The sequence below is a fragment of the Bacillus sp. MM2020_4 genome (assembly GCF_011250555.1).
GTDB lineage: Bacteria > Bacillota > Bacilli > Bacillales > Cytobacillaceae > Neobacillus.
This window is the reverse complement of sequence record NZ_JAANMZ010000002.1, coordinates 137,952-164,379: the sequence shown is the minus strand read 5'-3', so window position 1 is coordinate 164,379 and position 26,428 is coordinate 137,952. Positions and strand designations below refer to the sequence as shown.

Genomic DNA, 26,428 nt, shown 5'->3' with positions numbered 1-26,428 from the left:
GCAATTGGAGGAATAGTCATGTTAAAACGTGTGAATAGAGTTGCGCTTATTGGAACAGGCTTTGTTGGTTCCAGTTATGCGTTTGCCCTTTTAAATCAAGGCATTACAGAGGAGCTTGTTTTAATAGACTTAAATAAAGAAAAGGCGGAAGGTGATGCAATGGATTTGAATCACGGACTTCCATTCGCACCGTCACGGACAAAAATTTGGTACGGCGATTATAAGGAATGCGGTGAGGCGGACCTTGTTGTCATCACCGCAGGCGCAAACCAAAAACCTGGGGAGACACGCCTTGATTTAGTTGAAAAAAATACGAGGATTTTTAAAGGCATAGTTGAAAATATCATGGCTAGTGGTTTTGATGGTATTTTCTTAGTTGCCACAAACCCGGTTGACATTTTGACCTATGCAGTATGGAAATTTTCTGGTCTTCCGAAGGAGCGCGTAATTGGCTCTGGAACGATTTTAGATACAGCTCGGTTCCGCTTTTTATTGGGGGATTATTTTGATGTGGATACCCGTAATGTCCACGCCTATATCATTGGGGAACATGGTGATACAGAACTGCCTGTTTGGAGCCATGCTGATATCGCCGGTACATCCATTTCCGAATGGTCAAAAAATAAGAATGGATTCAATCATGAGGATTTAAATCAACTCTTTTTAAATGTCCGTGATGCTGCCTATCATATCATTGAGCGAAAAGGGGCCACTTATTATGGAATCGCAATGGGCCTTGTTAGGTTGACAAAGGCAATTCTTGAAAATGAAAATTCTGTTTTAACTGTTTCTGCTTATTTGGATGGGGAATACGGGCATAAGAACATTTACATCGGTGTACCAGCTGTAGTCAATCGAAAAGGAATTAGACAAATCGTAGAGCTTAATTTAAATGAAGAAGAGAAGGCAAAATTTACGAACTCCGTTCAAGTTTTAAAGAAAACAATGGAACCTGTGTTTAACTATATCTAATATAGTGGTCCTGTTTCTTCCCATTGGAATCTTTTTTATAGTTTGGATAAAATAACTGCCACTATCACAAACTAATAGCAGGAGGGATTAATGATGTCTCGAATGCTAACTTCGATTTTTATGATTGGTTCAATCGGTTATTTTGCATACCGTTTCCGGTATCGAATTATTAACGTCCTGCTAGGCTCAAGCTGGTTGCGCCGGCTTGCAGTTGGTTCGATGATGAGTTTACCTAGTGTGAAAAATAAAATGATGCAATCTGTATTTGGAAGACCATCTGAATGGTGAAAACCACAGATGGTCTTTTTGTTTAATAAATATCCATAATTAAGATCGTTTTAGTCATCTAAAACAGCATCCTTCGTTTATAATAAAAGGAACGCGTCAAAAATAAATATTGTTTGTTATGTCTAAATCTATAGGTACTACGTGATTAGGAAGTAGGGGAGAAATGAGTAATAAAGAGAGTTACATCTTTTGGAGGCTGGCTTATTCTTTCATCTCTGAGCATGGTTATCGAATGATACAATTGTTTGACAATCAAAAAGAACTATGGCTTGAAAAAGTTGAAAATAAGCAGGCACCCATTATTCGTATGCTGCTCCATGATTTAGATTGGAGTAATGCCATGCAGAGAGATATCGAATTTACTGCTGCCAATGGGGAAAGAGTCCGTAAACAACTTGGCCGATCTGAATTACATGTGATGAATATCTATATAAGTCCATTTCCACCTGTTGATGAATATGAATATCGACTCGCCAATCCGTTTATTTTTCCGGAAGGAAATAAAACAATCGTCAGTTCGATTTTACTTGCAAAGGGAGAATTTGATGCGGGATTTAGGCGTATTTCTGAAAGGGTGGGAAAAGAGATTTACTTTGCCTTTGTGGATGAATATACGGATCAGGATGTTGAATCAATAAAGGAAGCGTCCTTGGATTTTGTGAAAAAGGAAGTTAAAACGGAAAGGGCCATTCTTTCAAATGGGAAACCCTTCTTTACATATGTGTTTATCGCCATTCAAGCCATTGTTTTTTTCTGGCTTGAATTACATGGCGGGAGTACGAATACTTCGACACTGATTAAATACGGGGCAAAGGTCAATCAATTAATTTTAGGAGGAGAATGGTGGCGATTTATCACACCCATTTTCTTGCATATTGGCTTTGTGCATTTGGCAATGAATACCCTTGCCCTGTATTTTCTAGGTCTAACTGTCGAAAAAATCTTTGGCAGTATACGTTTTCTGTTGATTTATTTATTCGCTGGTTTCGCGGGTGTAATGGCTAGTTTTATCTTTAGTTCTACCTTATCAGCAGGAGCAAGTGGCGCTATTTACGGTTGTTTTGGTGCGTTATTGTATTTTGGTGTGATTTATCCAAAGCTATTTTCCCGTACAATGGGAATGAATTTGATTATTGTCCTTGGTATAAACCTTGTTTTCAGTTTTTCTGCATCAGGGATCGATGTTGCAGGACATCTTGGCGGCTTGGCAGGTGGATTCTTGGCAGCAGGTGTTGTCCATTTTCCAAAAAAGAAAAAGCTGGGCTGGCAATTACTCTTTTCTTTTGCTTCGATTGCCATTGTCTGGGGAGCAATCAGCTATGGTTATAGCCCATCGGCCAAATCGAATGATGAAAATGCTCACCTACTGATGGCACAAGAATATATAAAACAGAACAAGTATGATCAAGCATACCATGTATTGAAAGAATCTGAAGAGAAAGCAGATCACTTGTCCGAGAAAACCTATTTTCTCCTATCCTTTGTTGAAATAAAGAAGGAAATGCTTTCTGATGCAAAGGGACATTTACAAAAGGCTATTAAACTTGACCCTAATTTCGATGAAGCCTACTATAATCTTGCGCTGATTAATCTGGAGGAAAACGATATAATACAAGCAAAGGTGAATGCTGGTAAGGCTGCAGAACTCGAACCAAAACAAAAACAATATTCTGATTTAGTACGTGAAATTAATCAACATCTTCAATCTATTGGAGAAGGAGGGTAGTTAGAAAGAATGAAAACAATTTATGAAATTCAACAATTTTTAAAGCAATTTGGGACGATTATTTATGTGGGTGATCGTGTCGGGGACCTGGAATTGATGGAGTCAGAATTAAAGGAATTGTACCAGGCGCAGTTAATCGAAACAAGAGAATTTCAAACAGCACTTTTAATTTTACGGCACGAAATCCAAATACAAAAAGAAAAAAGTAAACAAAGATAGGTGGAAACTATGGCGGAACAATGGATAGCTGGTGTTGATCTTGGCGGTACAACTACTAAAATAGCTTTTATTACGTTTGATGGGGAAATTACACACAAATGGGAAATTCCTACAGATAATTCTAATGAAGGTCAAAATATTACTCGAAATATTGCGAATGCACTTTCTGAAAAACTAGCTGAGCTTGCAGTGACAAATGACAAGCTGGCTGGAATTGGTATGGGTGCACCTGGGCCGATGGATTATGAAAGAGGAGTTATTTTGAATGCGGTGAATTTAGGTTGGAAGGATAACTTTCCGTTACAGGAGAGTCTCGAAGCAGCCACCTCCCTCCCGGCAGCGATTGAGAATGATGCAAACTGTGCAGCATTGGGTGAGATGTGGAAGGGTGCTGGGAATGGTGCAAAGGATCTTGTCTGTGTCACATTAGGGACTGGTGTTGGCGGTGGAGTAATTGCGAATGGTACTATTGTTCAAGGAATAAACGGCGCAGCAGGAGAAATAGGACATATAACAGCGGTTCCCTCCGGTGGGGCTCCATGTAATTGCGGCAGGAAAGGCTGCCTCGAAACGGTTGCCTCTGCTACAGGAATTGTTCGATTAGCAATGGAAGAATTAAGTAACCATGAAACATCGGGTGAATTAAGCACACTGCTTGAAGTACATGGGAAAATCACCGCAAAGGACGTTTTTGACACTGCTAGAAAAGGCGACCCATTAGCCAGAAAAGTATTAGATGAGGTTTCCTTCCATTTAGGTTTTGTTTTAGGCGGTATTGCTAATACGCTAAATCCGGAAAAAATCGTTTTGGGCGGTGGCGTTTCTAAAGCAGGGGCTATTTTACTGGACGGTATAAATGAAAACTTTGCTAAATTTACTTTTTCAGCAGTTATGGATTCCACGCAGTTAGCTCTTGCTACGTTAGGGAATGATGCGGGTGTACTTGGTGCAGCCTGGCTTATTAAAAATAAATTAAATAAATAGGTTTCCTTTTAAAAAGCCCGATCCTGAAATTCGGGCTTTTTTTATCATTTTTTTCGGGATCACTCATATGATTCTTTAAGATGGGGGGAGAAATAATATGGATCAATCGCTTAATATTGGAACATATGCTTATGACTATAAAAAGCTTGTTAAAATAATCAATGAATTCAAAAGGAAATATCCTTTTATTGCAGTAAATACCATTGGGAATAGTGTTCTGGGTAATCCGATTCATGAGATTAAGATTGGAAAAGGATCAAAAAAGATACATATGAATGGATCTTTTCATGCAAATGAATGGATTACTACCATGGTATTGATCAGTTTGGTAAATCATTACTTGCTGGCTTTAACGAATGGAACGTTAATGAAAGGTAGCAAGGTTCTCAATCTTTACCAAGAGGTTGAGCTATCCGTTGTTCCGATGGTTAATCCTGATGGAGTAGACCTGGTCCTAAATGGGCCACCAGATCACCTTAGGGAAGAGGTCATGAGGATGAATGAGGGGAGCGATGATTTCATTCATTGGAAGGCCAATATTAATGGAATCGACTTAAATAACCAGTTTCCGGCCAACTGGGACATTTGCAGGCAAAACAAACAACCAAAATCTCCAGCACCGAGGGACTTTCCGGGCCATGCACCATTAACAGAACCTGAGGCAGTTGCCATGGCGGATTTGGTAAAAAAGAATTCATATGATTGTGTTTTAGCCTTTCATACCCAAGGAGAAGAATTTTATTGGGGGTATGAAGGCTATGAACCCTCTGAGTCTGAGAAACTCGCAAAGGAATTTGAGAGAGTAAGTGGGTACCAAGCCATTAGGTATGTTAACAGCCATGCCGGATTCAAAGATTGGTTTATTCAAGAGTTTAAGCGTCCGGGTTTTACACTTGAATTGGGTAAGGGGATCAATCCACTTCCACTATCTCAATTTTTGAAGATCCTTAAAAGTGCCGAAGGAATTTTCTTAGCTGCCCTTAAATTTTGACTTGTAATCCCTCGATATTCTCCATACAATAAGTTAGCAATGTGTACAAAAAAAGTAGAAGCCGTTCACTAAGGCTTTTTTCCTATTTGTTTTAATGTGTTTGAAATATTGAAACATTTCTGTAAAAAAAACGTACTAACAATAGAGAGGAAATTTGGGGGAGGGATCTATTTAAATTGTACCAGCTTAAACGAGTAAGGGGTATTTTATTACTATCCAGCCTATTATTATTGACCCTCCTATTAGGTGGATGCATGAATAATGTAGAGCCTACACATCATGCTAAAAGTGAAAAATCTAAAGCGCCCGTCTCAGCTGTAGAGGATGAATGGAAGATACCTATTGCCATTCCGAACGGTGCGGGGGAATATTACAAAGCTGCTGGATGGCTTTCTGAGACGGAAATAGTTTATATAACCAATCTTGAACAAACTTCAAGAGTCTTTCAATATAATCTTTTTACAGGTAAAAGTAGCTTGATTTACGAGAGCAAGAATCCAATTGTTACTGTACAGATCAGTCCCTCGAAAAAGTATCTTTTGGTTCATTCTTCGCCATCATCATATGAAGGACATGTCACCATCATCGATTTAAAAGGGACAGAACAAATGGAGAAGTCTTTTCCATCCTATGAATTAGTATTTGAATGGAATCCGTATAATGAGTCAGAGATTTTGGTATCGAAATTTGCTGAGGATTGGAGTTTCCAGCTATTTTTATTGGATATGAACAAGGCAACAAACACTGAGGTCTTCTTACGGCAGCCCTTTGTTAAATGGATGAATGGGGAAGAGGAAGTCTTTTTAGATTGGGACCAAGAAAATCCATCCTTATCTGCTCCTCTTATCATGAAAGGATCAAAAAATGGGAACGAAAAAACGGTGATCCAATCAGCAATCCATTTTTCAACATATCGTGATCTGCTCATGGCTGTCTCCGTAAATGAACACGATCAAACGATGGCAGACTATTCATTTTTTGACAAAGAGTTGAAAAAGTTTTTTACCTTTTCAATCCCACAGCTTACAAAGTATTCCGATTGGTTAGTTCCATATTTTGATTTTAATGAAAAGAAGGGACAATTTATCACGTTTAGGCCGCTAAAAAGTGGTGAAATGGATACTTACTCAGATGGGTTCCAACTGGAAAGCTATGATTTGAAAGGGAAAAGCAGTAATCTGATTATGGAAGGCTTGGATAATGAACCGATCTATTTTTCGCCATCTGGTGGAGCCCTACTGTACGGCTACCAATTTGAAAAAATTATCGATCTACAAGCCAAAAAAATATATGAGCTCATACAGAAATAAAAAAGACTGTCATTGACAGTCCTTTTTAATGCGATCCAGTAGGAAATCCAGAATTAATGATTGTCATGACGGTAAACCAGCCAAAAACAAAGAAGGAAGCAACTCCCCAAAATGCACCTAAGAAGTTTTTGTTCTTTAGTGCGCTATACCCACCGAAGGCAGCAAGAACGGTTACGATGGCAAAAATAATAACTAAACCCATGATTAATCCCCCTTTTTAGCATAAGCAGGCAAGAAGCCTTACATGTTCAAAAATATTATGTAACTATATTATATACATTCCAATCCTATTTTATATTCTTTTATTGGATTTGTCGAGAGCAAAAATAGTGCAATATCAGATCAGTGATTTCCTTGTCCACAGGTTATGAGGTAAAATAAACCTATGACATTGCATTGGAGGACCTTTTTTATGAAATGGCAGCAAATTCCCTTAGGGGCATTGCAAACAAATTGTTATCTAGTTGAAAATTCTGACCGAACATGTTTAATTTTTGATCCAGGCGGAGAAGGAAATAAATTGATTCATTTATTGCAGGAGAGAAAATTAAAGCCCGTTGCGATAATTTTAACGCATGCTCATTTTGATCATATAGGTGCGGTCAATGTGGTAAGAGAGGCATATAAAATTCCTGTATACGTTCATAAGCAAGAAGAAAAGTGGCTGGGTGATCCCGCATTAAACGGTTCACAAATGTTTATGCATGTTGAACCTATTCGTGTAAATCCTGCTGATCACATCATCAAAAACGAAGGCACAATGAAAATAGGGGATTTTGAGTTTGATGTTTCGCATACACCCGGACATTCGCCTGGCAGTGTTTCTTTTTATTTTGAGAAGGATGGGTTTGTCATCTCCGGTGACGCCTTATTTCAGGGCAGTATTGGGAGAACAGATCTTCCCGGAGGTAATAACGCCCAGTTATTAAAAAGCATTCATGACAAGCTGTTAACGTTGCCTGAAGAAACCTATGTCCTGTCCGGTCATGGCGCCGTGACTACAATTGGGGAGGAAATGGATAGCAATCCATTTTTGAATGGTTTTTAATATTTTTTAAACCATAAATAGAAAGACCCTTCTCACCGATGAGAAGGGTCTTTCTAGGGGATGTTCTTTTTTCTTATAATGGGAGGGGATATTGTTAAGCTACTATCCTAACAATATAACAAAGTTAACACTATGTCAATAGTGTTAATTGAAAAGGAGTCAAGATGATTACATATTTACAAAAGTTAATTTCAAATTCTAAAAATGGGTTTATCACTTATGCAGACTATATGGAGGCTGTTCTTTATCATCCGAAATTTGGCTATTATATGAAGGAAAAGCAGAAAATTGGCCGCCAAGGGGACTTCATTACGACTAGCAATATTTCGGATGTATATGGAAGGCTAGTAGCAAAATGGTTTTCCCATATCTGTCAAACAACAAGTCTGCCTGCGGTATTTTGTGAAATTGGAGCAGGAAACGGACGCTTCGCAAAGGCATTTTTGCAGGAGTGGAATGATTCAATTAAAACTTCCTTACAATATATTATTGTGGAAAGCAGCCCATATCATCTAAAATTACAACAGGAAATGCTGCTTCCTGAACATTCTGTTGTTCAAGTTGGGAGTCTAAGTGAAATAGATCATTTTGAAGGGATGATTTTCTCAAATGAACTTTTTGATGCCCTTCCCGTTCATGTGATTGAAAAAATAGATGGAAAACTTTTTGAAGTAATGGTTGGAGCTGAAAATAATGGATTGTACGAGATGAAACTTCCGTTAACGAATCCCGAAATTCTGTCATTTTTAGAAGTGGGTAAAATTAATTTAAAAGAAAAACAGCGGATTGAAATTCCGTTGCCAATGGAGAAGGTGATTCAAGAAATAGCAACCGTGTTAGCCAATGGTATAGTTGTGACGGCTGATTACGGTTACACGAATGACGAATGGATGGATCCACGGAGGGCGGAAGGGAGCCTGAGAGGATATTATCAACATACGATGATTCATGATGTCTTGCAGCATCCTGGGGAAATGGATATTACAACGCATATTCATTTTGACTCCCTCATTCAAAAAGGTGCGCAAGTGGGATTACATTTATTAACCAAGCTAAGGCAGGATGAATTTTTATTGAAGGCCGGGATTCTGAAGGAATTAGAAAATCATTATGATCCGAATCCATTTTCAGAGGTAAGCAAGCGCAATCGAGCGATACGAAGTTTAGTTATGCCCTCTGGGATGAGTTCTTATTTTCATATAATTGTGCAACAAAAAGGATTGCAATTAAGTGAAAGTGATCTGTTTACAGAATAAAAAAAGCCGGAGCTTTACTCCGGCTTTTTCTCAATGTCCTCCGCCAAGCGGCATCATGAATGTAGTCCAATACGTGAAGCCAGCGAAAAAAATCGTTAAATATGCTGCGAAAATATGCAAATACATACGCTCAGACAGCTTTAGGTAGCTTAGCAGTACAAAGAATCCTGTTTGAGCTAAAAATAACATTGCAGTTTTATCCATATCACCTAGATAAAACATTACGGTAAAAATGCCCGTCCAGAAACCACAAACTCTGAACATGCGATCCATATGTATCCCTCCTTTTACCCCATCGATACCATCATTACAATATTATAATGTAAAAGGAGGTACAATGTAAATAATGGTTTCGAATTAGTTTGTTACAAGTGCTTGATATGAGCATGTATCACACCCGGAAATCATGTTTTCTTTTTCAATTAATTCAACCGTTTCGAAAAGTGCACCGAACATCCCCTTCAAAAATTGATGATGCATATTGCAAACTGTTTCAGTATGTTCTTCTGCTACCTCTTTAAAAGGGCAGTTGAAAATCTGAAAATAAATTTTAGTTTTATCGCCATTTGCTTCGAATTCCGGGTAAAAACCAGCTAATGTTGCGGCACTTTTTAATATTGTTAGCTTTTGGTCAAATTCTAATTCTTCACCAAAAGATCTTTTTGCCATTTCCTGCTCAATCATTTCCGTACCAAATCGTTTCCCGGTTAAGAATAGTGCTTGTTTCCCGACCTCTCCAAGGGAGATCATCGTCTGAATGGCCACTTTGGCCAAAAGCATGTAGTCACGGTATGGGAAGTGGAGCTGAATGACATCATCGGATAAACGATATAGTCGGCTTGGGCGACCACCTTTCCCTGTTTTTTTTGTTTCTGACACTAACATGTTAACATCTTCTAACTTTGATAAATGCAGTCTCGCCACATTGGGATGAATATTAAAATTTTCAGCTACTTCTTGGACGGTCACTTCTTGATGACGTTTGGTAATGTATTGATAAATGTAGTATCGTGTTGGATCTGACAAGACGTTTGTTATTTTTAATGTTTGTTCCATCTCTATTCACCTCTGGCCCCCATAATTTATTCCATTATAATACAGCAATTATAACAAGGGAATGAGGTTAACAAGTTTAGCACTATATGTTTAGAAAATGTTCACAATTACGGACTTTATATTGTAACAATATTAGAAAGATAGTGGTTTTAATAAAGAATTGCGTTTCGTCAAGCGAAGGGTTATTGGGAATTGTGGCAAAAAAAAGAAGCCGATATAGAATCTGCTTCTTAGAGCTTAAGTCTTTTTTTCACTTCTGTATAAAGGATATAAGGGAGAATCCCAAACCATCGATACCAAAAATCAGCTCTTGTTTGTTTTTTCTCTTTTCGAAGTCGTTTACGTTCATCTTTCGGCTGATCGGCATATTTTACGATGGTTTGGGTCATGTATTTTACGTAATCATTTGTTTTCATGGACACACCTGCCTTTTTAATACACTAAAAGTATGTCCACGTTTTACTTTTTCAAAACTGCTTAATTCACTTCTACCCATTTGACGAGTTTTTTTGATCTTGTATCAAAAAGTCCACGGCCGAAGATCGATTCACCGGATTTGAGACTGAGTGAGAAATTAACCTTTTGGACAAACCCTGATGGAGGATCAGCTTGATAGTTCATAGTTCCATTTTTATAGATAATAGTTCCCTTGGTGGAAATAGTTCCACTAGTTTGAAACTGCCATTCGATTTTCTTTACTGATGAAAGTAAATAATATTCTTCTTGGTGGATCATTGCCGTTTCGTGAGCCATTTTTCTTTCCGTTTGTAATTGTTCCATTTGCATAGAGAAAAATAATAGAAAAATGATGAGTAAGCATAACACTAGCGGATAGGTAAATCCTTGTTCATTATTTTTCATGTACCCGAACTCCTATTCACTAATGGGTAGCATGTCACACCGTATTCTTTTCCCCAACTATCCGTAACTGTAATCTTAACTATGTTGTTGATGACTAAAAAGGTGACCTGTGATACGTTTTGAAGGATAATTTCATGACCAGTTGAATTCACGCGTCTTCTAAGATTCGACCCGTACTTCTCATATTGAACCGTTTCAGTATCCTTATCAAGGATTAATCGGTCCGAGACAACAGTGGCACTTGTGGCAAGCCGTATCTCTTTTTTTACTTGGCTGCAAAAAACCTCCCACTCCATTGACTGCAATTCAGCATCATTAGCTTTTGTATTTAGGATGATTTGAAAAATAGGTGCCATAAAGAAAATGATGGTTGAAAAGATAGAAAATGCGATGAGTACTTCGATAAGGGTAAAGGCTTTTTCATTCAAGGACACCACAAACTTTGGATTCGGACATGAATGCATTTTTTTCAACTTTTACACACACCACCTTTTGAGCGCCCGATTCCGTGTCATTCCAGATGATTTTATATTCTACTTTATTTCGTAGGATGGTGTAATCATTATATGTTTGACTATCGAGTAATTTTGCTTGTAGTTCTTCGTACATTAGCTTACGTGCTGAATTTTCAATTTCCAATTTCCTGGATTGGTCTCTCAGCCCCATTAATAAGGGTAGTAAATAAAGGCTTAGCATTAACAAGGCTGACAATGAAAGCAATAGTTCTAACAAAAAAAATCCCTTATTGCTCCTTAACATAAAACCTTCCCTCTCCAATTAAAATGGTTAGTTGATAGCTCTTCCTTTTCGTATAGATGGTAAAGGAACCAAATTTATTTACATCTCCGTCACCTAAGAATTTGAAATATAAGGGGATGGTACCTTCCCTAAGATTGATATTTGTTGAGTAATCTCTGTCGATAATCGGCGGCTTTCCAGATTGCTCAAGCATATAATAGCGATATTCATTTTGCATAAACACAACGGACACCTCATGTTGATGGGAAATCGCATATTGCTGTGAATAGAGCAGATCTGCCTGTAGTTGAGTGATAAATGCCTCATCTTCCATTACAGAGTGCTGGGGCTTTAAGGAGAAAACTGTAATTGAGGAAATAATCATAAAGATGGTGAGAACTAATAGAGACTCAATTAAGGTAAAGCCTTTTTGGTTTTGACTCATTATGAATTCGTTACTTTTGCAACTGATGTGACGGTTCCATCGGTATCAATTTTAACGGTATCACCATTCGGACAACCTTTGGCATCGTTTAAATAATTCTCTGATTCCAGCTCCGCTAAGGTGGGCACCTTGTTATGTTCCATTTCATACGCCTGAACTTGGGCTTGGACCATTTTTACATATGCCTGACAGCCTTTATTGTTGATATTCGAATTGTGTTTGGCAACGTTCGGAATCGTGATAATTAACAAAACTGAAATGACGAGCATTACAATCATCATTTCTATGAGTGTGAAACCCTTTTCATTATTCTTCATTTTATTAAGCCTCCATTTTCTTATATTCCATCAAGTAGATGGAACATGGGTAATAATATCGCTAAATACATAGAGACAACGAGAAATCCAATAAACAAATAAAGAATTGGCTGAATGGTTTTTAAACTCTTTTCCATCATTTCCTCCATATTGGTGACACAGTGTTTGCTGAAAAATAATAACTCCTGTTCTAATTTCCCATTATCTTGGCCATGTTTTACAATCATTGGAAACTCCCTTTCAAAAAATGAAAAGGTAGCTAAAATCGTTTCCAATTTTTCTCCTGTAACAAGCTTGACTTTAATCTCTTCTGCTATTTTGCTGTAAAACGGTTGTCTTTGATTTTTTTCAAAAAGTAATAAGGCTTCAGAGACTGAAATTCCACCGGATAAGAGAAAGCTGAGTTGAATGGAAAAGTAGTGAGTAAACAGCAATTTGAGGATCCTGCCGACAATGGGGATGCGAATAAGCTGAGACCTTTGTTGAAGGATGGAGAGTTTTCGAAATACAAGAAAATAATAGATTGCCGTAAAGAAGAGAAGCGTCAGCATTACACCGATGACCATCGGAAAATATTGATCAAAAGCATAAATAACCTTGGTGAAAAAATTTGCTTCAAGACCAAGTGATGAAAAAAGCGTTGTAAACCTTGGCAGCAATGTGTTTTCAATAAAAATAAATAGTACACCTGTAATAAAAATGAGTAACATCGGATATTGAAGTAATTTTAGAAGCTTTCGTAAATCCTGATCCTTTAAAAGAGCGAGGTCACTTCCCTCTAACAATGCATCGGCAAAGCTCCCGTGCTGCTCGGCAAAATAAACATAGCCGATTAAATCTTTGTTAAACTTGAGATTGTTTAAGATTTCATGAAAGGGCGTGCCCTTTTTTAGCTCTACTAAACAACCATATAATTCCTCCTTTCGTTTGGTTGGTAGTTGTAATGCTATGGATTCAATCGCTTCCGCAATTGGATACCCCCGTTCCAGTAATTCACCCGTTCTCTTCAAAAAACTTGCTTGTTCATTCGTCTGCCATTTATGGGGCTTCATCATCGTACACCAGCCGTTCATATTCTGATTCTTGAATGTATCCAAGGGCTATTCCCTTGTTAATCACTTCTCTAAGTGTTTTGTAATGTGATTCGACTTTTTCCCCTTTAGCTAACTTCATGGCTGAATGTAAATTTCTTCCCGCTAACAACTCAAACACACTCGCCCTTTTCCATCTTCCATAGGAGTAACAAAGCGGCGAACAATCTCCTTCACAAAATGGGCATGTAAGTTCTACTAGCCTTTGTGCTGTGACAGCAATTAACGTCTGCTCGACCTCTAGCCAATTCGCACCAAATTCACGGAGCCGGTATACTGCACCCTTGGCATCTCTAGTATGCATTGTGGATAGTACCAGATGACTTGTGGTTACAATAGGCACAAAAAAAGAGGTTAGTTAAATCTAACCTCTTTTATTCCGATTGATTCCGGTGTTTTCTCTTTGTTTATTTTATCAACCGTCATGGAATTGACAGTAATTAAAATGAATTGTTTCTTTGTTTCATCGGTCATATGTTGCCAATTTAATTTGAGGTTTGTCCACAATTCGATAGAGGCGCCAATTTGGGAAGTTGACTCTTCCTTGTATGACAGATCCTTTAACTCACTTTGAATCAATTTTTCTTTTTCAGATTCTTCGTTCATCCTCTTTTGAAAGTCTTTATCTGTGATAATTTCATTCGCCCAAGCGTATTGCCATTTCGAGCGGCGCTTCTCAATGTCTTTCAATTCTTGTTTTAAAGTTTCAATGGTTTCTGTGTGGTCCTCAATAGTGGCTGCAGCTTCTTTTTGATTAAGTTCATTTGCTTCTTGATATAAATCCCACTGCTCGGTCATCTGAATAAATTTCTGTTCGAATAAATTTTGACTGATTAGCGGTAAATCGCATAATGAACGTTGACGATTCGGGCAATAATAGCTATAAGCGTAATATGTTTTATCTCCCCGTTTGGATTGTGATGTTTTTCCTATCAGCGTTTTCCCACACCGAGCACACTTTAATACTTTGCTAAAAATGAATTTCGAAGTAGCCTGCCGGGGATGAACATTTTTCCTTTGATTAATCATTAGTTGGGTTAGTTCAAATTCTTCATCAGGGATAATGACCGGCACTACATCATCCACTTCAAAATACTGATCCTTATTCACTCTATAATTGTACCTGGTGGTTCCATGGTAAATAGGGTTAGTCAATATATATTGTACGGTATTCTGCGACCAAGCTTTATTGCTTTTTGTATAAAGCCCTCGTTCATTCAGATTTCTGGCGATTTTGTGCATACCATTACCGGCTAAGTAAAGGGAATATATTTCTTTTACAACAGCAGCTTCAGAAGGGTTAATTTTTAAATTAGATTCCTCTGAATCATATCCAAGCGGTGGAGTACTAACCGTCCATTTTCCTTCTTTTGCTTTTTGCTGCATTCCCATCCGGACCCGTTCCCCAAGATTCTCCCTTTCCCATTGTGCCAATGCTGATACAAGAGTGAGAAATAGTCGGCCTATTGCAGTGGTGGTGTCGTATACTTCTGTAGCTGACTTAAATTTCACATTGTGTTTTTCGAATTTTTCTAAAAGTTGATATAGATCCAAAACAGACCTAGTTAAGCGATCAAGACGGTAAACTAGCACACAATCAAAAATTTCTTGTTCAATACCGTTCAACATACGCTTTAAATCGGTTCTATTTAAGTCTTTTGCGCTCTCCCCTTCGTCTACATACCAAGCGACAATTTCCCACCCCTGTGAGGTGGCATATGCCTCTAAGCGGTTTCGTTGGGCGGCGATTGAATAGCCCTCTTCTGCTTGTTCTGTGGTAGATACTCGAATATAAGCTGCGACTTTCATGTTGGATGTCCTTCTTTCTTTTTGGCTAATCCAATTGTACAAAATGGGCAACTAAACATCAAAACTAATTTTTTCCACAAAAAAAGAACCAACATTTAAGTTAGTCCTTTTATACTGCTATTTCTCCAATTGTTTCTAATTCTTTGTTTTCATACTCCCCTTTTGTACCAACAAAAATAATATCGCCAATCCGAACAGACTTACCAGCAGCTAATTCTTCACATTCCACAATTCTCATTCTTGTTGCCCCCTATTTAAAGAACGTGCGTTCCCTTATTTATCTATTTTCATTATACATCTGAACGATAAATATTGTAAGCCAATTCATCACTATCTAAACTTAACCATTTTCGACACAAAATCGCCGCAAACGTCCTACTTTATTGGTAGTAGAGTTAAACCATTTGCAAGATTTGTCGAAATTTTTTATTGCTTGTTCATCTTTTTGTAAAGGTTTAAAAGAGCTTCTAGTTCTTGGGGGGTTATTTCTTGTTCTTCCAATTTATTTATAGTTGCTGCCCATTTTCCGCCTACTGCCTTCAATTCATCTGGTAGAGTTATTTGTTTTCCAAAAAAGAATGAAACAGATACCTCGTATATATTGGCTATTTGTTCTAATAGTTCCGGTGTGATTTTTCTTTCCCCACGTTCCCATTTTCCAACAGTTGTATAATGCGTATCCAATTTCTTAGCTAGATCTTCTAGCGTGTCTTTATTTTTCTCTCTGATTTCTCTTATTTTGGAACCATATCTATTCATGATATACCTCCTCTCTCTATTCACGACTTATGTATTAAGTTTGTATTACTAAAAGGGAATTTAGACATTCCAATTTCTATTTTACTTATCATCAAACTTTTTTTAAATAAATAAAAATTAATTAGCCAAAAAGGGTAAAAAAAGTATTGACTTAGCCAATATGGGCAATTATAATGAAGGTAGGAATTAGCCAATATGGGCAAATGAAGGTGGTGATAAAAAGTGCCAACAAATTTAAAAAGACTTCGAGAAGCTAAGGGCATTCAACAGCAAGACATGGCTAAACGCTTGGGATATACGGTCCAAAGCTACAACAGAGTAGAAAATGGTAAAAGAAAATTACCCATCGCAAAGGCAATGAAAGCGGCTGAAATATTAGGTTGCTCGATGGATGAAATTTTTTTTAACCAATAAAAAGCCATTTTGGCTAAAAGGAGAGGAGAAAACATGAACCAGCCATCAAAAGAAGCCAAAAAAATGTTACTTATCTTAATCAAACCCATCGCAGATAAAATTCAGCGAGAGATGCAAGAAAAAGAAAATAAAAAAGTTTAGTCGGAGTGGGAGATGGAGAAATGGAACAATTAGTATTCGTAGAAAAAGATCAAGTTGTTACTGATTCGTTAACGGTTTCGGAGGTTTTCGGAAAACGTCATGACAATGTAATTTCAGATATTGAAAATCAAATTATGAAATTAGGGGAAGCGAACGAAATAGAATTTTCACTCCTAAACTTTAAGGAGTCAACTTATACAAACGAACGCGGTAGACAGTATCGGAAAATTAATCTCACGGAAGACGCGTTTACATTAGTTGCCATGGCTTATGTCACTCCCGAAGCAATGAAATTCAAAGTTCAATTTATTCAAGCGTTTAAGAAAATGCGGGAGCAGTTAAGCGGTCCTCGTGTTTTATCTGAAAAAGAGCAGCTTATGGCATCCATGAAATTATCACTGGAAACAGCCGAAGAAATCACTGTAGTCAAAGAGGAAATTAAAGAAGTCCGCGGCATGGTGGAGCAACAAATCACCTTAGACCACGGCGAACAACGTCGAGTACAAAGAGCCATTGGTCATAGGGTTTATGAATTAGAAAATAACCAAGACATACGGTCCCAGCGATTCCGGGAATTGCATCGTGAAATAAGAGACCGTTTTGCGGTTGCTAGTTACCGGGATATCAAGCGCAAAGATTTACTATCTGTTATTGGGTACATCGAGGCGTGGGTGCCGAGGAGAGTTTCCTAATGAATCCCATCGCCATTTATTGTCTCGTTTTTGCTGCAACAATTATCGCTGTAGTCATTGGGGAAATGCGTAAGAGCAAGAGTTGAAGAAAATTCCGAAGTAAGAAAGGATGTTTGAAGATATGGAATTTAAACTTTCAGCTTCCGTAGAGAAAGTTATTAATTTAACCATCGATGCCAGTAATGAAGAGGAAGCGATTGAAAAAGCAAAACAAAAACTTATGGATGGCAGAGAAGACTTTGCACAGATATTAGATGTTTGCGTTGTAGATGATTAATGCAGATTCCGATGATAATGGAGTGAATCTCAATGAAATATTACATTGTTACGTGGCTTGATAAAGAACATCATTTCACTGATATTAAAGAATCAATTATTTGTGCCGAGAATGTAGCAAAAGAATTCAATTGTTGTTCTTACGTTTTCGTTGAAACAATAGACGGTATTCGAGAAGATGAACCTTTTTTTAGATGTGAACTTGAATTTTAATACTGTCATCTTCCGATGGTATTCTGTCGATTACAAAATAGGGAGGTGAAACAAAATGGAACATCCAATAATCAGCGAAATTAATCGCACTGGTTATCCAAGAGAATTAAGCGGTGTCGAAAACGTAGTCACTCAACCTGAATGCAACGGAATCGATGTGTTCGGGGATGAAATTCTCGAAGGGGATAGCGTTGTATTCGATCAAGACAACGGAGAAGTTATCCTCACAGAAAATTTAGAACGATATTTGTTGGAATACTGCAATTTCAAATTTACAACGGCAGAATAAAAGCCCTATCTACCAAATAGGGCGAATCAACGACAAATCAAAACCATTACTCTCATTGTAATGGAACCCGTCTGATATATCAAATACAAATTTGGGAGGAAATAACGATGATGAAAGAAATTAGCATCGATGAAAAGTTAGCGATTATTCGTGAGGCGATTGAAAAAGGTGCAGATGTGAATTTATCCTTCCATGGTGTTATTTCAAAAACAATTGGAGAGGAAATTATTAATCGTATGGCGGAATTAACTGGTGCAAAAGTTTATCACTCAAAAGACATTCAATTATTTAATTTCGAATGTCTCACAAACCCAAAAGGACTAAGAGCTTCAGTTTTTTACGAACTTTCAAAAGAAGAACATAAAGAAAATATAAAAAAACAAATCATTCAATTACAGGAGGAACTGGCATGAATCGTTTAGTTTTAACGGGATTAAATATTAAAAATTTCAAAGGGATTCCATATTTCGCAATGACTTTGGATGGTCTTAATGCTGCCATATTCGGAGATAATGCAACCGGAAAAACTACCTTGTTTGATGCGTTTGTTTGGCTCTTATTCGATAAAGATAGCCAAAACAAAAAGGATTTCTCCATTAAAACCTTAGTGGATGGGAAAGAAGTTCATGGATTGGAACATGAGGTAGAGGCTTCCTTTTCTTATAACGGAACGCCTCTCACACTCAAAAAAAGATACCAAGAGAAATGGACAAAGAAGCGCGGGTCAGTAACAGCGGAATTCAGCGGCCACACCACAGATTATTTTATTGATGGGGTGCCAAGTAAGAAAAATGAATACCAAGCGAAAGTTGATTCCATTATCAAAGAGGATATTTTTAAACTACTTACCAGTCCATCTTACTTTAACGAACAGGTGAAATGGCAGGATCGCCGGAAAACACTTTTAGAAATTTGCGGTGATATTTCAACAGAGGAAGTTATTTCTTCCAAACAAGAACTTTTCAAACTTCAAGAAATTCTTAACGGCCGTTCCATTGAAGACCATCGGAAAGTCATAGCAGCTCGTCGTTCTGAAATCAACAAAGAACTTGAAAAGCTTCCGGTACGCATTGATGAAATTCAACGTAGCTTACCTACACTGGCAGGAGGTGAAAAACAGGCATTAGAAAATCAGATATCCAAATTAAATGATGATATCGATGAAAAGATGACATTAATCAATAACATTCGGAATGGCAGCGCCATTTCTGAAAAGCAAAAAGCCATTCAAGAACTTGAAATCGCCATGCTGCAGATTAAACAGGAACACCAAGAAAGTTCCAACAACAAAGTATTTTCTCTTAAAACGCGCTTTCAAGAAGAAAAATCAAATTATTCCATCATGCAGTCACAGGTAGATACCTTAAAGCAACGTAAAGAAATGAATCAATCTAGCATCAAAACGTTAAACGATAGTATGGACCAATTACGCAAAGAGTGGTCAGAAATCAATTCAAAGGAATTTACCCATGAATCAGATTGTGAGTGCCCTACATGCGGTCAGTCACTTCCGGAGGAACAAGTGCAAACGGCGAGGGAAAAAGCCTTGGCACAGTTTAATAAGTCAAAATCAGACAGTCTTGAAAATATTAATGCGAAAGGTAAGTCCGCAAAAGCAAAAGTAGTTGAATTACAAAATGCTAATGGTGGATTTGATAAAGAAATTGAAAAAGTCGAAAGTCAGCTTCAAACAAAAAAGGATTTACTTACGAGCTTAAAAGACCAATTAACAGCTGTTCAGACTACTATCGTAGACATTTTAGAAGTGCCAGAATATACAGCTAAATTAACTGGAAAGAATGCAATTGTCACTGAAATTAAAGAATTGCGTGACGCTGCGAACCAAACTATCCAATCGATTTATGGTGAGGTTGCTGAATTAAAAACAAAACGTGATCAACTTCAGGGGGAACTAGGGAAATTTGCGGTAGCTACTCAATCACAATCACGGATTGAAGAATTGAAACAACAGCAAAAAACACTTGCTGGAGAATTCGAAAAACTGGAAGAGGAACTTTACCTCACGGAAGAATTTATTCGCACCAAAGTAAATCTTCTGGAAGAGCGGATCAATAGTAAATTCAAATACGCAAAATTCAAGCTTTTCTCAGAGCAAATCAACGGCGGGATTACAGAGGTATGCGAGACATTATTCGATGGGGTTCCTTACTCCTCAGGACTTAACAACGCGGCAAAAATTAATGTCGGTTTGGATATCATCAATACCCTATCCGAACATTACGGTTTCTCTGCTCCAATTTTCGTGGATAATGCGGAAGCGGTCACAAAATTGATTGATACCAATACACAAATTATCAGCTTAGTAGTTTCCGAACAGGATAAGGATTTAAGGGTTGAGCAAATAGAAAATATGGTTGAGGAGGCAGTTTGATGAAAAAATTCATTGTAAGAGAAGTAAAAGAAATCACGCGGGAAGGGGAAGTTGTTGCAGAAACAGCAACCCAAGCTATTTTAAAGTTCAAAAATAATGGAACGGATATCTCAGTATTTTCACTTTCAGAAGAATCGCATATTACCCTAACTGTAAACAAGGAGAGTGAATCTCATGAGTAATCAATTAGCATTGATTAAAAAAGACACAGTGGATGTAGTAGCCATGAAGGTAAAGGAATTTCAGGAAAAGAACGAACTTCATTTCCCAGCAAACTACAGCCCTGAGAATGCCATGAAATCAGCGTGGCTTCTCCTTCAAACTATTAAGACGGGGAAACAGGATGGCTACAGACCAGCTTTGGAAGTATGTACGAAGGATAGTATTGCGAATTCCCTTTTGGATATGGTGGTTCAAGGTTTGAACCCAGCTAAAAAGCAAGGATATTTCATCGTTTACGGTAAGCAATTAACCTTCCAACGTTCTTATTTTGGCACCATGGCCGTTACCAAACGAGTAACCAGTGCAAAAGACATTGATGCTGCTGTCATTTATGAAGGTGACGAGGTTGACTACGAAATGGTTAACGGCCGTATCACTAATCTTACCCATAAGCAAAAATTTGGAAACATCAATAAAGAAAAAATATTAGGTGCTTATGCAACGATTGTTATGGCTGACGGCACGGTTTACCACGAACTAATGACAATTGACGAAATTCGAAAAGCTTGGAGCAAAGCACAGTTTTGGTCTAAAGGGTCAGATACAGAGCAAAAAGGAACTACACATGATGAATTCAGGGGTGAAATGGCTAAGAAAACCGTGATAAATCGTGCTTGTAAGAAATTTATGAATTCTTCCGATGACAGTAGTTTGGTGATGCAGCATATTAATCGAGCCGAAGACGCGGCGGAAGAGGCGCAGCTGGAAGAGGAAATCAAAAATAACGCAAACGGTGAGATCATCGATGTGGAATTTGAGGAAAGACCGGACCAGCAAGAACAGATTCAAGAGCCCGAGTCACAGAATGAAGCAGTAGCTGCTGACGGCTTAGAATTCTAATGATCGAGATAAAAGCTTTGGCATCCAGTAGCGCGGGGAACTGCTATCACATTACTGATGGCAATACTCCCCTCCTTTTGGAGTGTGGCATCCGATACAAAGATATCCAAGGGGCATTGAATTTCAAAATGTCATCGATTGCTGGCTGCTTAGTCACGCATGAGCATAACGATCATGTTAAGGCGATTAAAGATGTCATGAAGGCTGGAATTGACGTATACGCTTCGCTAGGTACGTTTGGGGCGCTTAGTATTGCCAATCATCGAGCGGTACCAGTCAAAGCCCGTGAGCAGTTTCAGATAGGCACATGGACCATACTTCCTTTTGAGGTAGAGCACGATGTTTCTGAACCGATTGGATTCCTTCTAGCCAATCAAAAGGGTGAAAAATTATTGTTTGCCACTGACACCTACTTTATCCGATACAAATTTAAAGGGATCACACACCTCATGGTTGAGTGTAATTACTCTATAGATGTTCTTAATCAAAATGTTGCCGAAGGATTAATCGACAAAGGCAGAAAGAAACGGCTCATGCGCTCCCATTTTAGCCTAGAGAACGTTAAGGATTTCATGAGAGCTAATGATTTATCAAAGGTACAGGAAATTTGGTTGCTGCATCTATCTGATACAAATTCGGATGCGGATCTATTCAAAAATGAAATACAGGAGCTAACCGGGAAAATGGTGTTTGTTCCTTAGGAGGGATGAAATGTACTACCTAATGGATCTCGAAAGGACAATTTCAACCGGACGGACTTGGTTTTGGAAACGGAATCGACACGGGTATACACAATTTCTGTCACAAGCTGGTCTATTTGAGGAAGAGGAAGCACAGAACATCGTTACCGGTGATCGTGATAAACGCACCATTATGATTCACAGGGATACTGTAGATAAAATCTTAACGGAATGATATGGAGGGTAAAACCTCCTTCCTTTTCAGCCAAATGGCGAAATTTGATGATGAAAAATAAGAATAAATTTTTAAGAGAATCATAGGGAGGTGAGGAAAATTGAACAGACCTGAATTGGATTTAAAAAACATCAACGTGGGTTTTGTAGTTACCGGATTACTCGGAATGGTCGAGGATGATGGATTAACTCCTAGAGAAGCTTTTATACTACTGGATGAAATCAAGAATCAAACGTGGCACGCTCTTATGGAAATCCATAAAGAAACAAAAAAATAAGCCTACTGCGCCAACAGTTAGGCTCAAACAAAAAAACACTTATTACTACTATATCACGATGGACAAGTATTTATGCAAGGAAGTGAAAGTAAATGGCTAAATTTAGACAGGTACATGTTGAGTTTTGGCAGGATGGTTTTGTTCTTGATCTAACGCCAGAGGAAAAGTATTTCTATATTTACCTCATGACGAACAGCAAAACATCTCAGTGCGGCATTTATGAACTGCCAAAGAGAATTATTGAAACAGAAACAGGATATAACCGTGAGACAGTAGACAAGCTCCTTCAAAGATTTATAGATTATGGAAAAGCGATTTATAACGATAAAACAAAAGAGATCATGTTGCTCAATTGGCTAAAATATAACACCACAAGCAGTCCGAAAGTGATTGCTTGTATCAAAAAAGAATTGTTAAAAGTTAAAACTAAGGCATTTCGTGATATAGCTTTTGAATTTTTAAAAGAACAGGGTTATGAGGATGGTGCACTTTATAGGATGGCAAATAAATCCGAAATCCCAAGAATACTTGCGGCTAAAATTTTCGAACGAGATGAAAAAAAGTGTCTCAGATGCGGCAGTACAGATGATTTAACTATAGATCACATTTTCCCTCGTGCTATGGGCGGCTCTAACGCAGAGACAAACCTAAGGGTACTATGCAGAAGTTGTAATTCTAAAAGACCTACAGCTGGACAAGGTTTTCTGAATGATTTATCACAAGACGGCTTATCTTTAGATGATTTTGATAGACTATCGATTTTAGGTGATACCCTATCGATTTTTAATGGGGAAGAAGAAGAAGAAGAAGAAGAAAAAGAAAGAGAAGAAGAAAAGAAGAATAATAATATACCCTTTTCGGAAATCGTTTCTTATCTCAATGAAAAAGCTTCAACCAATTACAAAGCATCATCCAAGAAAACAAAGGATCTCATAAAGGCTCGTTGGAATGAAGGGTTTGTTCTTGAAGACTTTAAACAGGTTATCAACAAAAAAACGGCTGAATGGCTGAATGATGAAAATATGAGCAAATACCTTCGCCCCGAAACTTTATTCGGTACCAAGTTTGAAGCGTACCTTAATCAGAAAGGCAAGGGAGCTGGACAAGATGAAACCCATAAGTACGCTAATCTCTTCTAGGTTAAAAATAATCGGGCAAAGAATCTGTGATGATTGTGGTGTTAGTGTGCCAATCATTGAAAGAAACGGAAAAGAAGTAAGTGTCTGTCTTAATTGCGAAAACCTGGCTTTGAAATCAGAAATGGAAGATTTCCGAGATAAATCACTTGCAGAAGCTTTCTTCTACAACAATTCATTAGTACCGAGTGATACAGAAGATTGCCGGTTCGATAATTACCAACCTAAAAGTGAGTCACAGCAGGATGCTTTAACTAAAGCAAAATGGTATGCAGATAACTTTCGAGCAATAGTCGCAGATGGGAAATGGAATTCACTTTTATTCCAAGGGGATTACGGGATTGGCAAATCCCATCTGTCTCACTCTATCGCAATGGTACTGAAAGAAAAACGATTCAAGGTTATTTTTTCTGATACTCCAATGCTTATGAAAAAGATTCAGAGCACTTACGGAAATCATAAAGAATCTGAAATGACAATTTTTAAAAATATCCAAGAAGCTGACTTATTAATTTTAGATGATTTAGGGGCTGAATATGTAAAAAGCAAGAACGGGGAAGAGTCCTGGTCAGTAGATACACTCTTTTCCATCATCGGTTCAAGAGTTGATAAACCCAATATTTACACAACCAACTATGACTCAGAGGGTCTTGCTAAGAAGTACGGTACACATGGGGGAAGGATTGTTAGTCGGATGATGAAAGGTACTAAGCCTATAAAAATGATTGGTGAGGATTTTAGGACGAAGGGCTGGTAAGTAATATTCAATTTTAGGGGTGAGAGAAATGTATAGAAGCGGCGATTGGATCATCGAAAGCGCACATGGGTTGACAGGGACAGTGCTTCACGTATGGCCGGACGGGGTAACAGCAAGATTCGGGGGAATGACGGCCATCCGAGCTAACCATCAAATTCGGTTGGCTCCACTCGATATCCAGCAGGAGGATTTGCTTGCTATGCAGCATTTAGCGGTGGAAACAGGGGATGAAGAATGGTTCCGTGAAATCGGGGAAAGATTGGGGGTTGGGGTGAATGGATGAAATGAAAGCAATAAAAACAGCATTTTCACACGATTTATGCAATAACGATTATCCAATAAGCCTTACTTTTAGTGACATTAAATGGCTAATCACAAAGGTGGAACAGCAACAAAAAGAACTAGCTGATGCCCACAACAAAGAATTAAGCTACATTGATGACATTGAAACCTACCAACTCCAAGAAACTCTCCTCCTTGAGCGATTGAAAAAGGTCACGCTTGAGTACAAGGAACTGAAACGGAACAGCAGATCCATTCGATTTTTCGAAATGGCGGAGGAGAATTTAAAGCTTGCTACGGAGTTGGCACAGATGAAAGGGGAGATTTCAGGGTGACGGACGATGAACGTAGTTTGCTTCTCGCTGATCTAAAAGCAGAGGTCATAAAAGAATTAACTGGTAAGGATTTAAGAGTCGCACAAGGTAACGAATCCAAAGCATTGATGGAGTTATATCACAAATATAAAGATACGTTATATAAAAAATATGGTGTCGGTACCTGGGCACAAGCTTGGGAGTGTATCCGAAAATTAGCGGTTTTTAAAATGGGCAAGCGATATGTCCGGGACCTACTTCCAAGCGAAGAAAAAGAAGCAGCGGAATTTGCAGAAGGAATTTTAATGCAGTTATTGGATGAAGGTGAAATTGATGAATGATAACACCGTCCTAAATTGCCCAAAATGCGGCGAAACCGGTCACGTCATCCGGTACAACACGTTAGGCATTTACGTCCATCTAAAATGCCCACGGTGCAAGGCTAAATGGAAAACACTGTCGGTGATTTGTCATAAGTGTGGAAAACCAAATTGATTCGCGGTGCCAGGGTTATGTAGTAGTTGTTATTCGATAAGCAAGAGTTGAACCAAAATCTGTCGTAAGGAGGGTGAGAAATGAAGGTCAGATCACCTTTAATATGGTTCGGCGGAAAATCAAAATATGCTGAATATATTATCAGCAAAATGCCGACTCATAAGAAATACATTGAACCATTTGGTGGAGCTGCCCACGTTATTGCTCAAAAGGGAAAAATCAATTTTGAGGTTTATAACGATATTGATAATTTGGTGGTTAATTTTATCTTACAAGCGATTGACCAAAAGGAAAGACTAGCTAAACGTGTTTCTGCTTTACCTTACAGCAGAGCATTGTACGAACAATGGAAAAGAGAAGAATTACCTCGAGATCCATTCGAAAAAGCTGTCAGGTTCTTTTACTTAAATCGATGTGGAATTTCGAAGGGCAATGCAGAAGAACGGCCTCAAACAGGATGGAGGCACAGCACGCTAAGTGGTCAAAGCCCTTCAAATGGTTATTTATCTGCTTGTGATGTAATTGAATCATTTGCAGACCGGATGAAAGGTGTATTGATTGAAAACCTTGATTATAAACAGATCATAGAGAAATATGACTCGCCAGATGCGTTGTTCTACGTTGATCCACCGTATGTAGGAAGGGAAAAATATTATGCTGGTGGGTTCACAGAAGAAGATCACAGGGAACTGGCCAGAATGTTAAATCGTGTTAGGGGTAAAGTGATTATTTCGTATTATCATCATCAATTAATTGAAGAATGTTATCAAGGATGGAATATAGAATCATTTAAAGCCCATAAACAAATTGTTGGTATTTCGAACGTTGAAGCTGAGACAGAAGAAATATTATTGATGAATTATAAAATTGAAAATGACCAGTTACAGCTATTTTAGTTACGAC

40 protein-coding genes and 1 pseudogene are annotated in these 26,428 nt (G+C 38.1%); 27 read left to right on the top strand and 14 right to left on the bottom strand.

The window, feature by feature from the left end; genetic code table 11:
• Window positions 1-18 precede the first annotated feature (18 nt).
• The 7 genes and pseudogenes from G6554_RS02735 to G6554_RS02705 all read left to right on the top strand — a co-directional run bounded on the left by G6554_RS02735 (window position 19) and on the right by G6554_RS02705 (window position 6,490).
• Complete coding sequence (locus tag G6554_RS02735) at window positions 19-972, top strand: L-lactate dehydrogenase (protein ID WP_166238512.1); 954 nt, start codon at window positions 19-21, stop codon at window positions 970-972.
• Between the two features lie 90 nt (window positions 973-1,062).
• Window positions 1,063-1,260: a hypothetical protein gene (locus G6554_RS02730; protein ID WP_242637748.1), complete on the top strand. Its 198-nt coding sequence runs from the start codon at window positions 1,063-1,065 to the stop codon at window positions 1,258-1,260.
• A 163-nt stretch (window positions 1,261-1,423) separates the two neighbouring features.
• Entirely contained in the window at window positions 1,424-2,986 is a 1,563-nt protein-coding gene (locus G6554_RS02725; RefSeq protein WP_166238509.1) for a rhomboid family protein, read from the top strand.
• 9 nt (window positions 2,987-2,995) lie between these two features.
• Window positions 2,996-3,205, top strand: coding sequence for a YqgQ family protein (locus G6554_RS02720; RefSeq protein WP_166238507.1), 210 nt, complete (start codon window positions 2,996-2,998; stop codon window positions 3,203-3,205).
• Window positions 3,206-3,214: 9 nt separating this feature from the next.
• Complete coding sequence (locus G6554_RS02715) at window positions 3,215-4,189, top strand: ROK family glucokinase (RefSeq protein ID WP_166238505.1); 975 nt, start codon at window positions 3,215-3,217, stop codon at window positions 4,187-4,189.
• 118 nt (window positions 4,190-4,307) lie between these two features.
• Window positions 4,308-5,180: pseudogene (locus tag G6554_RS02710) on the top strand (M14 family metallopeptidase); the annotation flags it as partial.
• A gap of 254 nt (window positions 5,181-5,434) precedes the next feature.
• Window positions 5,435-6,490, top strand: coding sequence for a YqgU-like beta propeller domain-containing protein (locus G6554_RS02705; RefSeq protein WP_166238501.1), 1,056 nt, complete (start codon window positions 5,435-5,437; stop codon window positions 6,488-6,490).
• 25 nt (window positions 6,491-6,515) lie between these two features.
• Here G6554_RS02705 and G6554_RS02700 read toward each other — a convergent pair whose 3' ends face one another.
• Window positions 6,516-6,692: a DUF2759 domain-containing protein gene (locus G6554_RS02700; protein WP_166238499.1), complete on the bottom strand. Its 177-nt coding sequence runs from the start codon at window positions 6,690-6,692 to the stop codon at window positions 6,516-6,518.
• A 210-nt stretch (window positions 6,693-6,902) separates the two neighbouring features.
• Here G6554_RS02700 and G6554_RS02695 point away from each other — a divergent pair, with 210 nt between their 5' ends.
• Window positions 6,903-7,538, top strand: a complete 636-nt coding sequence (locus tag G6554_RS02695; protein ID WP_166238497.1) for an MBL fold metallo-hydrolase — start codon at window positions 6,903-6,905, stop codon at window positions 7,536-7,538.
• Window positions 7,539-7,702: 164 nt separating this feature from the next.
• The gene (locus tag G6554_RS02690; protein WP_166238495.1) at window positions 7,703-8,794 is read left to right on the top strand and encodes a class I SAM-dependent methyltransferase; all 1,092 of its coding nucleotides are present in this window, start codon (window positions 7,703-7,705) and stop codon (window positions 8,792-8,794) included.
• Window positions 8,795-8,824: 30 nt separating this feature from the next.
• Here G6554_RS02690 and G6554_RS02685 read toward each other — a convergent pair whose 3' ends face one another.
• The 13 genes from G6554_RS02685 to G6554_RS02630 all read right to left on the bottom strand — a co-directional run bounded on the left by G6554_RS02685 (window position 8,825) and on the right by G6554_RS02630 (window position 15,870).
• Complete coding sequence (locus tag G6554_RS02685) at window positions 8,825-9,067, bottom strand: DUF2626 domain-containing protein (protein WP_066385429.1); 243 nt, start codon at window positions 9,065-9,067, stop codon at window positions 8,825-8,827.
• Window positions 9,068-9,151: 84 nt separating this feature from the next.
• Window positions 9,152-9,850 carry a helix-turn-helix transcriptional regulator gene (locus G6554_RS02680; protein ID WP_166238493.1) on the bottom strand — a complete coding sequence of 233 codons (699 nt, stop codon included), beginning with the start codon at window positions 9,848-9,850 and terminating at the stop codon, window positions 9,152-9,154.
• Window positions 9,851-10,080: 230 nt separating this feature from the next.
• On the bottom strand, window positions 10,081-10,266 hold the full coding sequence (locus G6554_RS02675) for a YqzE family protein (RefSeq protein WP_166238491.1): 186 nt from the start codon (window positions 10,264-10,266) through the stop codon (window positions 10,081-10,083).
• Between the two features lie 61 nt (window positions 10,267-10,327).
• The gene (gene comGG, locus G6554_RS02670; RefSeq protein WP_166238489.1) at window positions 10,328-10,711 is read right to left on the bottom strand and encodes a competence type IV pilus minor pilin ComGG; all 384 of its coding nucleotides are present in this window, start codon (window positions 10,709-10,711) and stop codon (window positions 10,328-10,330) included.
• Window positions 10,708-11,175, bottom strand: coding sequence for a competence type IV pilus minor pilin ComGF (gene comGF / locus G6554_RS02665; RefSeq protein WP_242637752.1), 468 nt, complete (start codon window positions 11,173-11,175; stop codon window positions 10,708-10,710). Before comGF ends, comGG begins: the two co-directional genes overlap by 4 nt.
• Window positions 11,132-11,443: a hypothetical protein gene (locus G6554_RS02660; RefSeq protein WP_166238487.1), complete on the bottom strand. Its 312-nt coding sequence runs from the start codon at window positions 11,441-11,443 to the stop codon at window positions 11,132-11,134. Before G6554_RS02660 ends, comGF begins: the two co-directional genes overlap by 44 nt.
• A gap of 10 nt (window positions 11,444-11,453) precedes the next feature.
• A complete protein-coding gene (gene comGD, locus G6554_RS02655) occupies window positions 11,454-11,894 on the bottom strand; it encodes a competence type IV pilus minor pilin ComGD (protein ID WP_166238485.1) in 441 nt (146 codons plus the stop codon).
• Window positions 11,894-12,211, bottom strand: a complete 318-nt coding sequence (gene comGC, locus G6554_RS02650; protein WP_166238483.1) for a competence type IV pilus major pilin ComGC — start codon at window positions 12,209-12,211, stop codon at window positions 11,894-11,896. The genes comGD and comGC overlap by 1 nt, the downstream gene beginning before the upstream one ends.
• Window positions 12,212-12,231: 20 nt before the next feature.
• Entirely contained in the window at window positions 12,232-13,308 is a 1,077-nt protein-coding gene (comGB, locus tag G6554_RS02645; RefSeq protein WP_347564273.1) for a competence type IV pilus assembly protein ComGB, read from the bottom strand.
• The gene (locus G6554_RS02640) at window positions 13,250-13,606 is read right to left on the bottom strand and encodes an ATPase, T2SS/T4P/T4SS family (protein WP_481747893.1); all 357 of its coding nucleotides are present in this window, start codon (window positions 13,604-13,606) and stop codon (window positions 13,250-13,252) included. Before G6554_RS02640 ends, comGB begins: the two co-directional genes overlap by 59 nt.
• Before the next feature lie 50 nt (window positions 13,607-13,656).
• Window positions 13,657-15,111: a recombinase family protein gene (locus G6554_RS02635; RefSeq protein WP_166238481.1), complete on the bottom strand. Its 1,455-nt coding sequence runs from the start codon at window positions 15,109-15,111 to the stop codon at window positions 13,657-13,659.
• 109 nt (window positions 15,112-15,220) lie between these two features.
• Window positions 15,221-15,349: a hypothetical protein gene (locus tag G6554_RS25945; protein WP_278187239.1), complete on the bottom strand. Its 129-nt coding sequence runs from the start codon at window positions 15,347-15,349 to the stop codon at window positions 15,221-15,223.
• A 188-nt stretch (window positions 15,350-15,537) separates the two neighbouring features.
• Window positions 15,538-15,870 carry a helix-turn-helix domain-containing protein gene (locus tag G6554_RS02630; RefSeq protein ID WP_166238479.1) on the bottom strand — a complete coding sequence of 111 codons (333 nt, stop codon included), beginning with the start codon at window positions 15,868-15,870 and terminating at the stop codon, window positions 15,538-15,540.
• Between the two features lie 222 nt (window positions 15,871-16,092).
• Here G6554_RS02630 and G6554_RS02625 point away from each other — a divergent pair, with 222 nt between their 5' ends.
• The 18 genes from G6554_RS02625 to G6554_RS02535 all read left to right on the top strand — a co-directional run bounded on the left by G6554_RS02625 (window position 16,093) and on the right by G6554_RS02535 (window position 26,421).
• Window positions 16,093-16,284, top strand: coding sequence for a helix-turn-helix domain-containing protein (locus tag G6554_RS02625; RefSeq protein WP_207627494.1), 192 nt, complete (start codon window positions 16,093-16,095; stop codon window positions 16,282-16,284).
• A 161-nt stretch (window positions 16,285-16,445) separates the two neighbouring features.
• Window positions 16,446-17,117: a Rha family transcriptional regulator gene (locus G6554_RS02620; RefSeq protein ID WP_166238477.1), complete on the top strand. Its 672-nt coding sequence runs from the start codon at window positions 16,446-16,448 to the stop codon at window positions 17,115-17,117.
• 121 nt (window positions 17,118-17,238) lie between these two features.
• Window positions 17,239-17,394: a hypothetical protein gene (locus tag G6554_RS02615; RefSeq protein ID WP_166238475.1), complete on the top strand. Its 156-nt coding sequence runs from the start codon at window positions 17,239-17,241 to the stop codon at window positions 17,392-17,394.
• A 32-nt stretch (window positions 17,395-17,426) separates the two neighbouring features.
• Complete coding sequence (locus G6554_RS02610; protein WP_166238473.1) at window positions 17,427-17,606, top strand: hypothetical protein; 180 nt, start codon at window positions 17,427-17,429, stop codon at window positions 17,604-17,606.
• Between the two features lie 55 nt (window positions 17,607-17,661).
• Window positions 17,662-17,895 carry a YqaI family protein gene (locus G6554_RS02605; protein ID WP_166238471.1) on the top strand — a complete coding sequence of 78 codons (234 nt, stop codon included), beginning with the start codon at window positions 17,662-17,664 and terminating at the stop codon, window positions 17,893-17,895.
• A 107-nt stretch (window positions 17,896-18,002) separates the two neighbouring features.
• Entirely contained in the window at window positions 18,003-18,308 is a 306-nt protein-coding gene (locus G6554_RS02600) for a hypothetical protein (protein ID WP_166238469.1), read from the top strand.
• Window positions 18,305-20,287 carry an AAA family ATPase gene (locus G6554_RS02595; protein ID WP_166238467.1) on the top strand — a complete coding sequence of 661 codons (1,983 nt, stop codon included), beginning with the start codon at window positions 18,305-18,307 and terminating at the stop codon, window positions 20,285-20,287. The genes G6554_RS02600 and G6554_RS02595 overlap by 4 nt, the downstream gene beginning before the upstream one ends.
• Window positions 20,287-20,469, top strand: a complete 183-nt coding sequence (locus tag G6554_RS02590; RefSeq protein ID WP_166238465.1) for a hypothetical protein — start codon at window positions 20,287-20,289, stop codon at window positions 20,467-20,469. The genes G6554_RS02595 and G6554_RS02590 overlap by 1 nt, the downstream gene beginning before the upstream one ends.
• Window positions 20,462-21,349 carry a recombinase RecT gene (locus G6554_RS02585; protein ID WP_166238463.1) on the top strand — a complete coding sequence of 296 codons (888 nt, stop codon included), beginning with the start codon at window positions 20,462-20,464 and terminating at the stop codon, window positions 21,347-21,349. Before G6554_RS02590 ends, G6554_RS02585 begins: the two co-directional genes overlap by 8 nt.
• Window positions 21,349-22,050, top strand: a complete 702-nt coding sequence (locus tag G6554_RS02580; RefSeq protein ID WP_166238461.1) for an MBL fold metallo-hydrolase — start codon at window positions 21,349-21,351, stop codon at window positions 22,048-22,050. Before G6554_RS02585 ends, G6554_RS02580 begins: the two co-directional genes overlap by 1 nt.
• A gap of 10 nt (window positions 22,051-22,060) precedes the next feature.
• The gene (locus G6554_RS02575; RefSeq protein WP_166238459.1) at window positions 22,061-22,264 is read left to right on the top strand and encodes a hypothetical protein; all 204 of its coding nucleotides are present in this window, start codon (window positions 22,061-22,063) and stop codon (window positions 22,262-22,264) included.
• A 100-nt stretch (window positions 22,265-22,364) separates the two neighbouring features.
• Window positions 22,365-22,541, top strand: a complete 177-nt coding sequence (locus tag G6554_RS02570; protein WP_166238457.1) for a hypothetical protein — start codon at window positions 22,365-22,367, stop codon at window positions 22,539-22,541.
• A gap of 92 nt (window positions 22,542-22,633) precedes the next feature.
• Window positions 22,634-23,680, top strand: a complete 1,047-nt coding sequence (locus G6554_RS25665; protein ID WP_207342965.1) for a conserved phage C-terminal domain-containing protein — start codon at window positions 22,634-22,636, stop codon at window positions 23,678-23,680.
• On the top strand, window positions 23,649-24,434 hold the full coding sequence (locus G6554_RS02555; RefSeq protein ID WP_166238455.1) for a DnaA ATPase domain-containing protein: 786 nt from the start codon (window positions 23,649-23,651) through the stop codon (window positions 24,432-24,434). The genes G6554_RS25665 and G6554_RS02555 overlap by 32 nt, the downstream gene beginning before the upstream one ends.
• A gap of 28 nt (window positions 24,435-24,462) precedes the next feature.
• The gene (locus G6554_RS02550) at window positions 24,463-24,717 is read left to right on the top strand and encodes a hypothetical protein (protein ID WP_166238453.1); all 255 of its coding nucleotides are present in this window, start codon (window positions 24,463-24,465) and stop codon (window positions 24,715-24,717) included.
• The gene (locus G6554_RS02545) at window positions 24,710-25,051 is read left to right on the top strand and encodes a hypothetical protein (protein WP_166238451.1); all 342 of its coding nucleotides are present in this window, start codon (window positions 24,710-24,712) and stop codon (window positions 25,049-25,051) included. Before G6554_RS02550 ends, G6554_RS02545 begins: the two co-directional genes overlap by 8 nt.
• The gene (locus G6554_RS02540) at window positions 25,048-25,371 is read left to right on the top strand and encodes a hypothetical protein (protein ID WP_166238449.1); all 324 of its coding nucleotides are present in this window, start codon (window positions 25,048-25,050) and stop codon (window positions 25,369-25,371) included. The genes G6554_RS02545 and G6554_RS02540 overlap by 4 nt, the downstream gene beginning before the upstream one ends.
• Window positions 25,372-25,605: 234 nt before the next feature.
• Window positions 25,606-26,421, top strand: a complete 816-nt coding sequence (locus G6554_RS02535; protein WP_166238447.1) for a DNA adenine methylase — start codon at window positions 25,606-25,608, stop codon at window positions 26,419-26,421.
• Window positions 26,422-26,428: the final 7 nt, after the last annotated feature.

Coding starts and splice junctions, on each gene's coding strand:
- G6554_RS02640 (WP_481747893.1), bottom strand. CDS start 13,606: ATGCATACTAGAGATGCCAAGGGTGCAGTATACCGGCTCCGTGAATTT.
- G6554_RS25945 (WP_278187239.1), bottom strand. CDS start 15,349: ATGAGAATTGTGGAATGTGAAGAATTAGCTGCTGGTAAGTCTGTTCGG.
- G6554_RS02695 (WP_166238497.1), top strand. CDS start 6,903: ATGAAATGGCAGCAAATTCCCTTAGGGGCATTGCAAACAAATTGTTAT.
- G6554_RS02535 (WP_166238447.1), top strand. CDS start 25,606: ATGAAGGTCAGATCACCTTTAATATGGTTCGGCGGAAAATCAAAATAT.
- comGF (WP_242637752.1), bottom strand. CDS start 11,175: ATGCATTCATGTCCGAATCCAAAGTTTGTGGTGTCCTTGAATGAAAAA.
- G6554_RS02680 (WP_166238493.1), bottom strand. CDS start 9,850: ATGGAACAAACATTAAAAATAACAAACGTCTTGTCAGATCCAACACGA.
- G6554_RS02705 (WP_166238501.1), top strand. CDS start 5,435: ATGAATAATGTAGAGCCTACACATCATGCTAAAAGTGAAAAATCTAAA.
- G6554_RS02720 (WP_166238507.1), top strand. CDS start 2,996: ATGAAAACAATTTATGAAATTCAACAATTTTTAAAGCAATTTGGGACG.
- G6554_RS02715 (WP_166238505.1), top strand. CDS start 3,215: ATGGCGGAACAATGGATAGCTGGTGTTGATCTTGGCGGTACAACTACT.
- G6554_RS02730 (WP_242637748.1), top strand. CDS start 1,063: ATGATGTCTCGAATGCTAACTTCGATTTTTATGATTGGTTCAATCGGT.
- comGC (WP_166238483.1), bottom strand. CDS start 12,211: ATGAAGAATAATGAAAAGGGTTTCACACTCATAGAAATGATGATTGTA.
- G6554_RS02555 (WP_166238455.1), top strand. CDS start 23,649: ATGAAACCCATAAGTACGCTAATCTCTTCTAGGTTAAAAATAATCGGG.
- G6554_RS02545 (WP_166238451.1), top strand. CDS start 24,710: ATGGATGAAATGAAAGCAATAAAAACAGCATTTTCACACGATTTATGC.
- G6554_RS02590 (WP_166238465.1), top strand. CDS start 20,287: ATGAAAAAATTCATTGTAAGAGAAGTAAAAGAAATCACGCGGGAAGGG.
- G6554_RS02595 (WP_166238467.1), top strand. CDS start 18,305: ATGAATCGTTTAGTTTTAACGGGATTAAATATTAAAAATTTCAAAGGG.
- G6554_RS02735 (WP_166238512.1), top strand. CDS start 19: ATGTTAAAACGTGTGAATAGAGTTGCGCTTATTGGAACAGGCTTTGTT.
- G6554_RS02690 (WP_166238495.1), top strand. CDS start 7,703: ATGATTACATATTTACAAAAGTTAATTTCAAATTCTAAAAATGGGTTT.
- G6554_RS02605 (WP_166238471.1), top strand. CDS start 17,662: ATGGAACATCCAATAATCAGCGAAATTAATCGCACTGGTTATCCAAGA.
- G6554_RS02620 (WP_166238477.1), top strand. CDS start 16,446: ATGGAACAATTAGTATTCGTAGAAAAAGATCAAGTTGTTACTGATTCG.
- comGG (WP_166238489.1), bottom strand. CDS start 10,711: ATGAAAAATAATGAACAAGGATTTACCTATCCGCTAGTGTTATGCTTA.
- G6554_RS25665 (WP_207342965.1), top strand. CDS start 22,634: ATGGCTAAATTTAGACAGGTACATGTTGAGTTTTGGCAGGATGGTTTT.
- G6554_RS02685 (WP_066385429.1), bottom strand. CDS start 9,067: ATGGATCGCATGTTCAGAGTTTGTGGTTTCTGGACGGGCATTTTTACC.
- G6554_RS02585 (WP_166238463.1), top strand. CDS start 20,462: ATGAGTAATCAATTAGCATTGATTAAAAAAGACACAGTGGATGTAGTA.
- G6554_RS02610 (WP_166238473.1), top strand. CDS start 17,427: ATGAAATATTACATTGTTACGTGGCTTGATAAAGAACATCATTTCACT.
- G6554_RS02725 (WP_166238509.1), top strand. CDS start 1,424: ATGAGTAATAAAGAGAGTTACATCTTTTGGAGGCTGGCTTATTCTTTC.
- G6554_RS02580 (WP_166238461.1), top strand. CDS start 21,349: ATGATCGAGATAAAAGCTTTGGCATCCAGTAGCGCGGGGAACTGCTAT.
- G6554_RS02550 (WP_166238453.1), top strand. CDS start 24,463: ATGTATAGAAGCGGCGATTGGATCATCGAAAGCGCACATGGGTTGACA.
- G6554_RS02615 (WP_166238475.1), top strand. CDS start 17,239: ATGGAATTTAAACTTTCAGCTTCCGTAGAGAAAGTTATTAATTTAACC.
- G6554_RS02600 (WP_166238469.1), top strand. CDS start 18,003: ATGATGAAAGAAATTAGCATCGATGAAAAGTTAGCGATTATTCGTGAG.
- G6554_RS02575 (WP_166238459.1), top strand. CDS start 22,061: ATGTACTACCTAATGGATCTCGAAAGGACAATTTCAACCGGACGGACT.
- G6554_RS02675 (WP_166238491.1), bottom strand. CDS start 10,266: ATGAAAACAAATGATTACGTAAAATACATGACCCAAACCATCGTAAAA.
- comGD (WP_166238485.1), bottom strand. CDS start 11,894: ATGAGTCAAAACCAAAAAGGCTTTACCTTAATTGAGTCTCTATTAGTT.
- G6554_RS02630 (WP_166238479.1), bottom strand. CDS start 15,870: ATGAATAGATATGGTTCCAAAATAAGAGAAATCAGAGAGAAAAATAAA.
- G6554_RS02700 (WP_166238499.1), bottom strand. CDS start 6,692: ATGGGTTTAGTTATTATTTTTGCCATCGTAACCGTTCTTGCTGCCTTC.
- G6554_RS02635 (WP_166238481.1), bottom strand. CDS start 15,111: ATGAAAGTCGCAGCTTATATTCGAGTATCTACCACAGAACAAGCAGAA.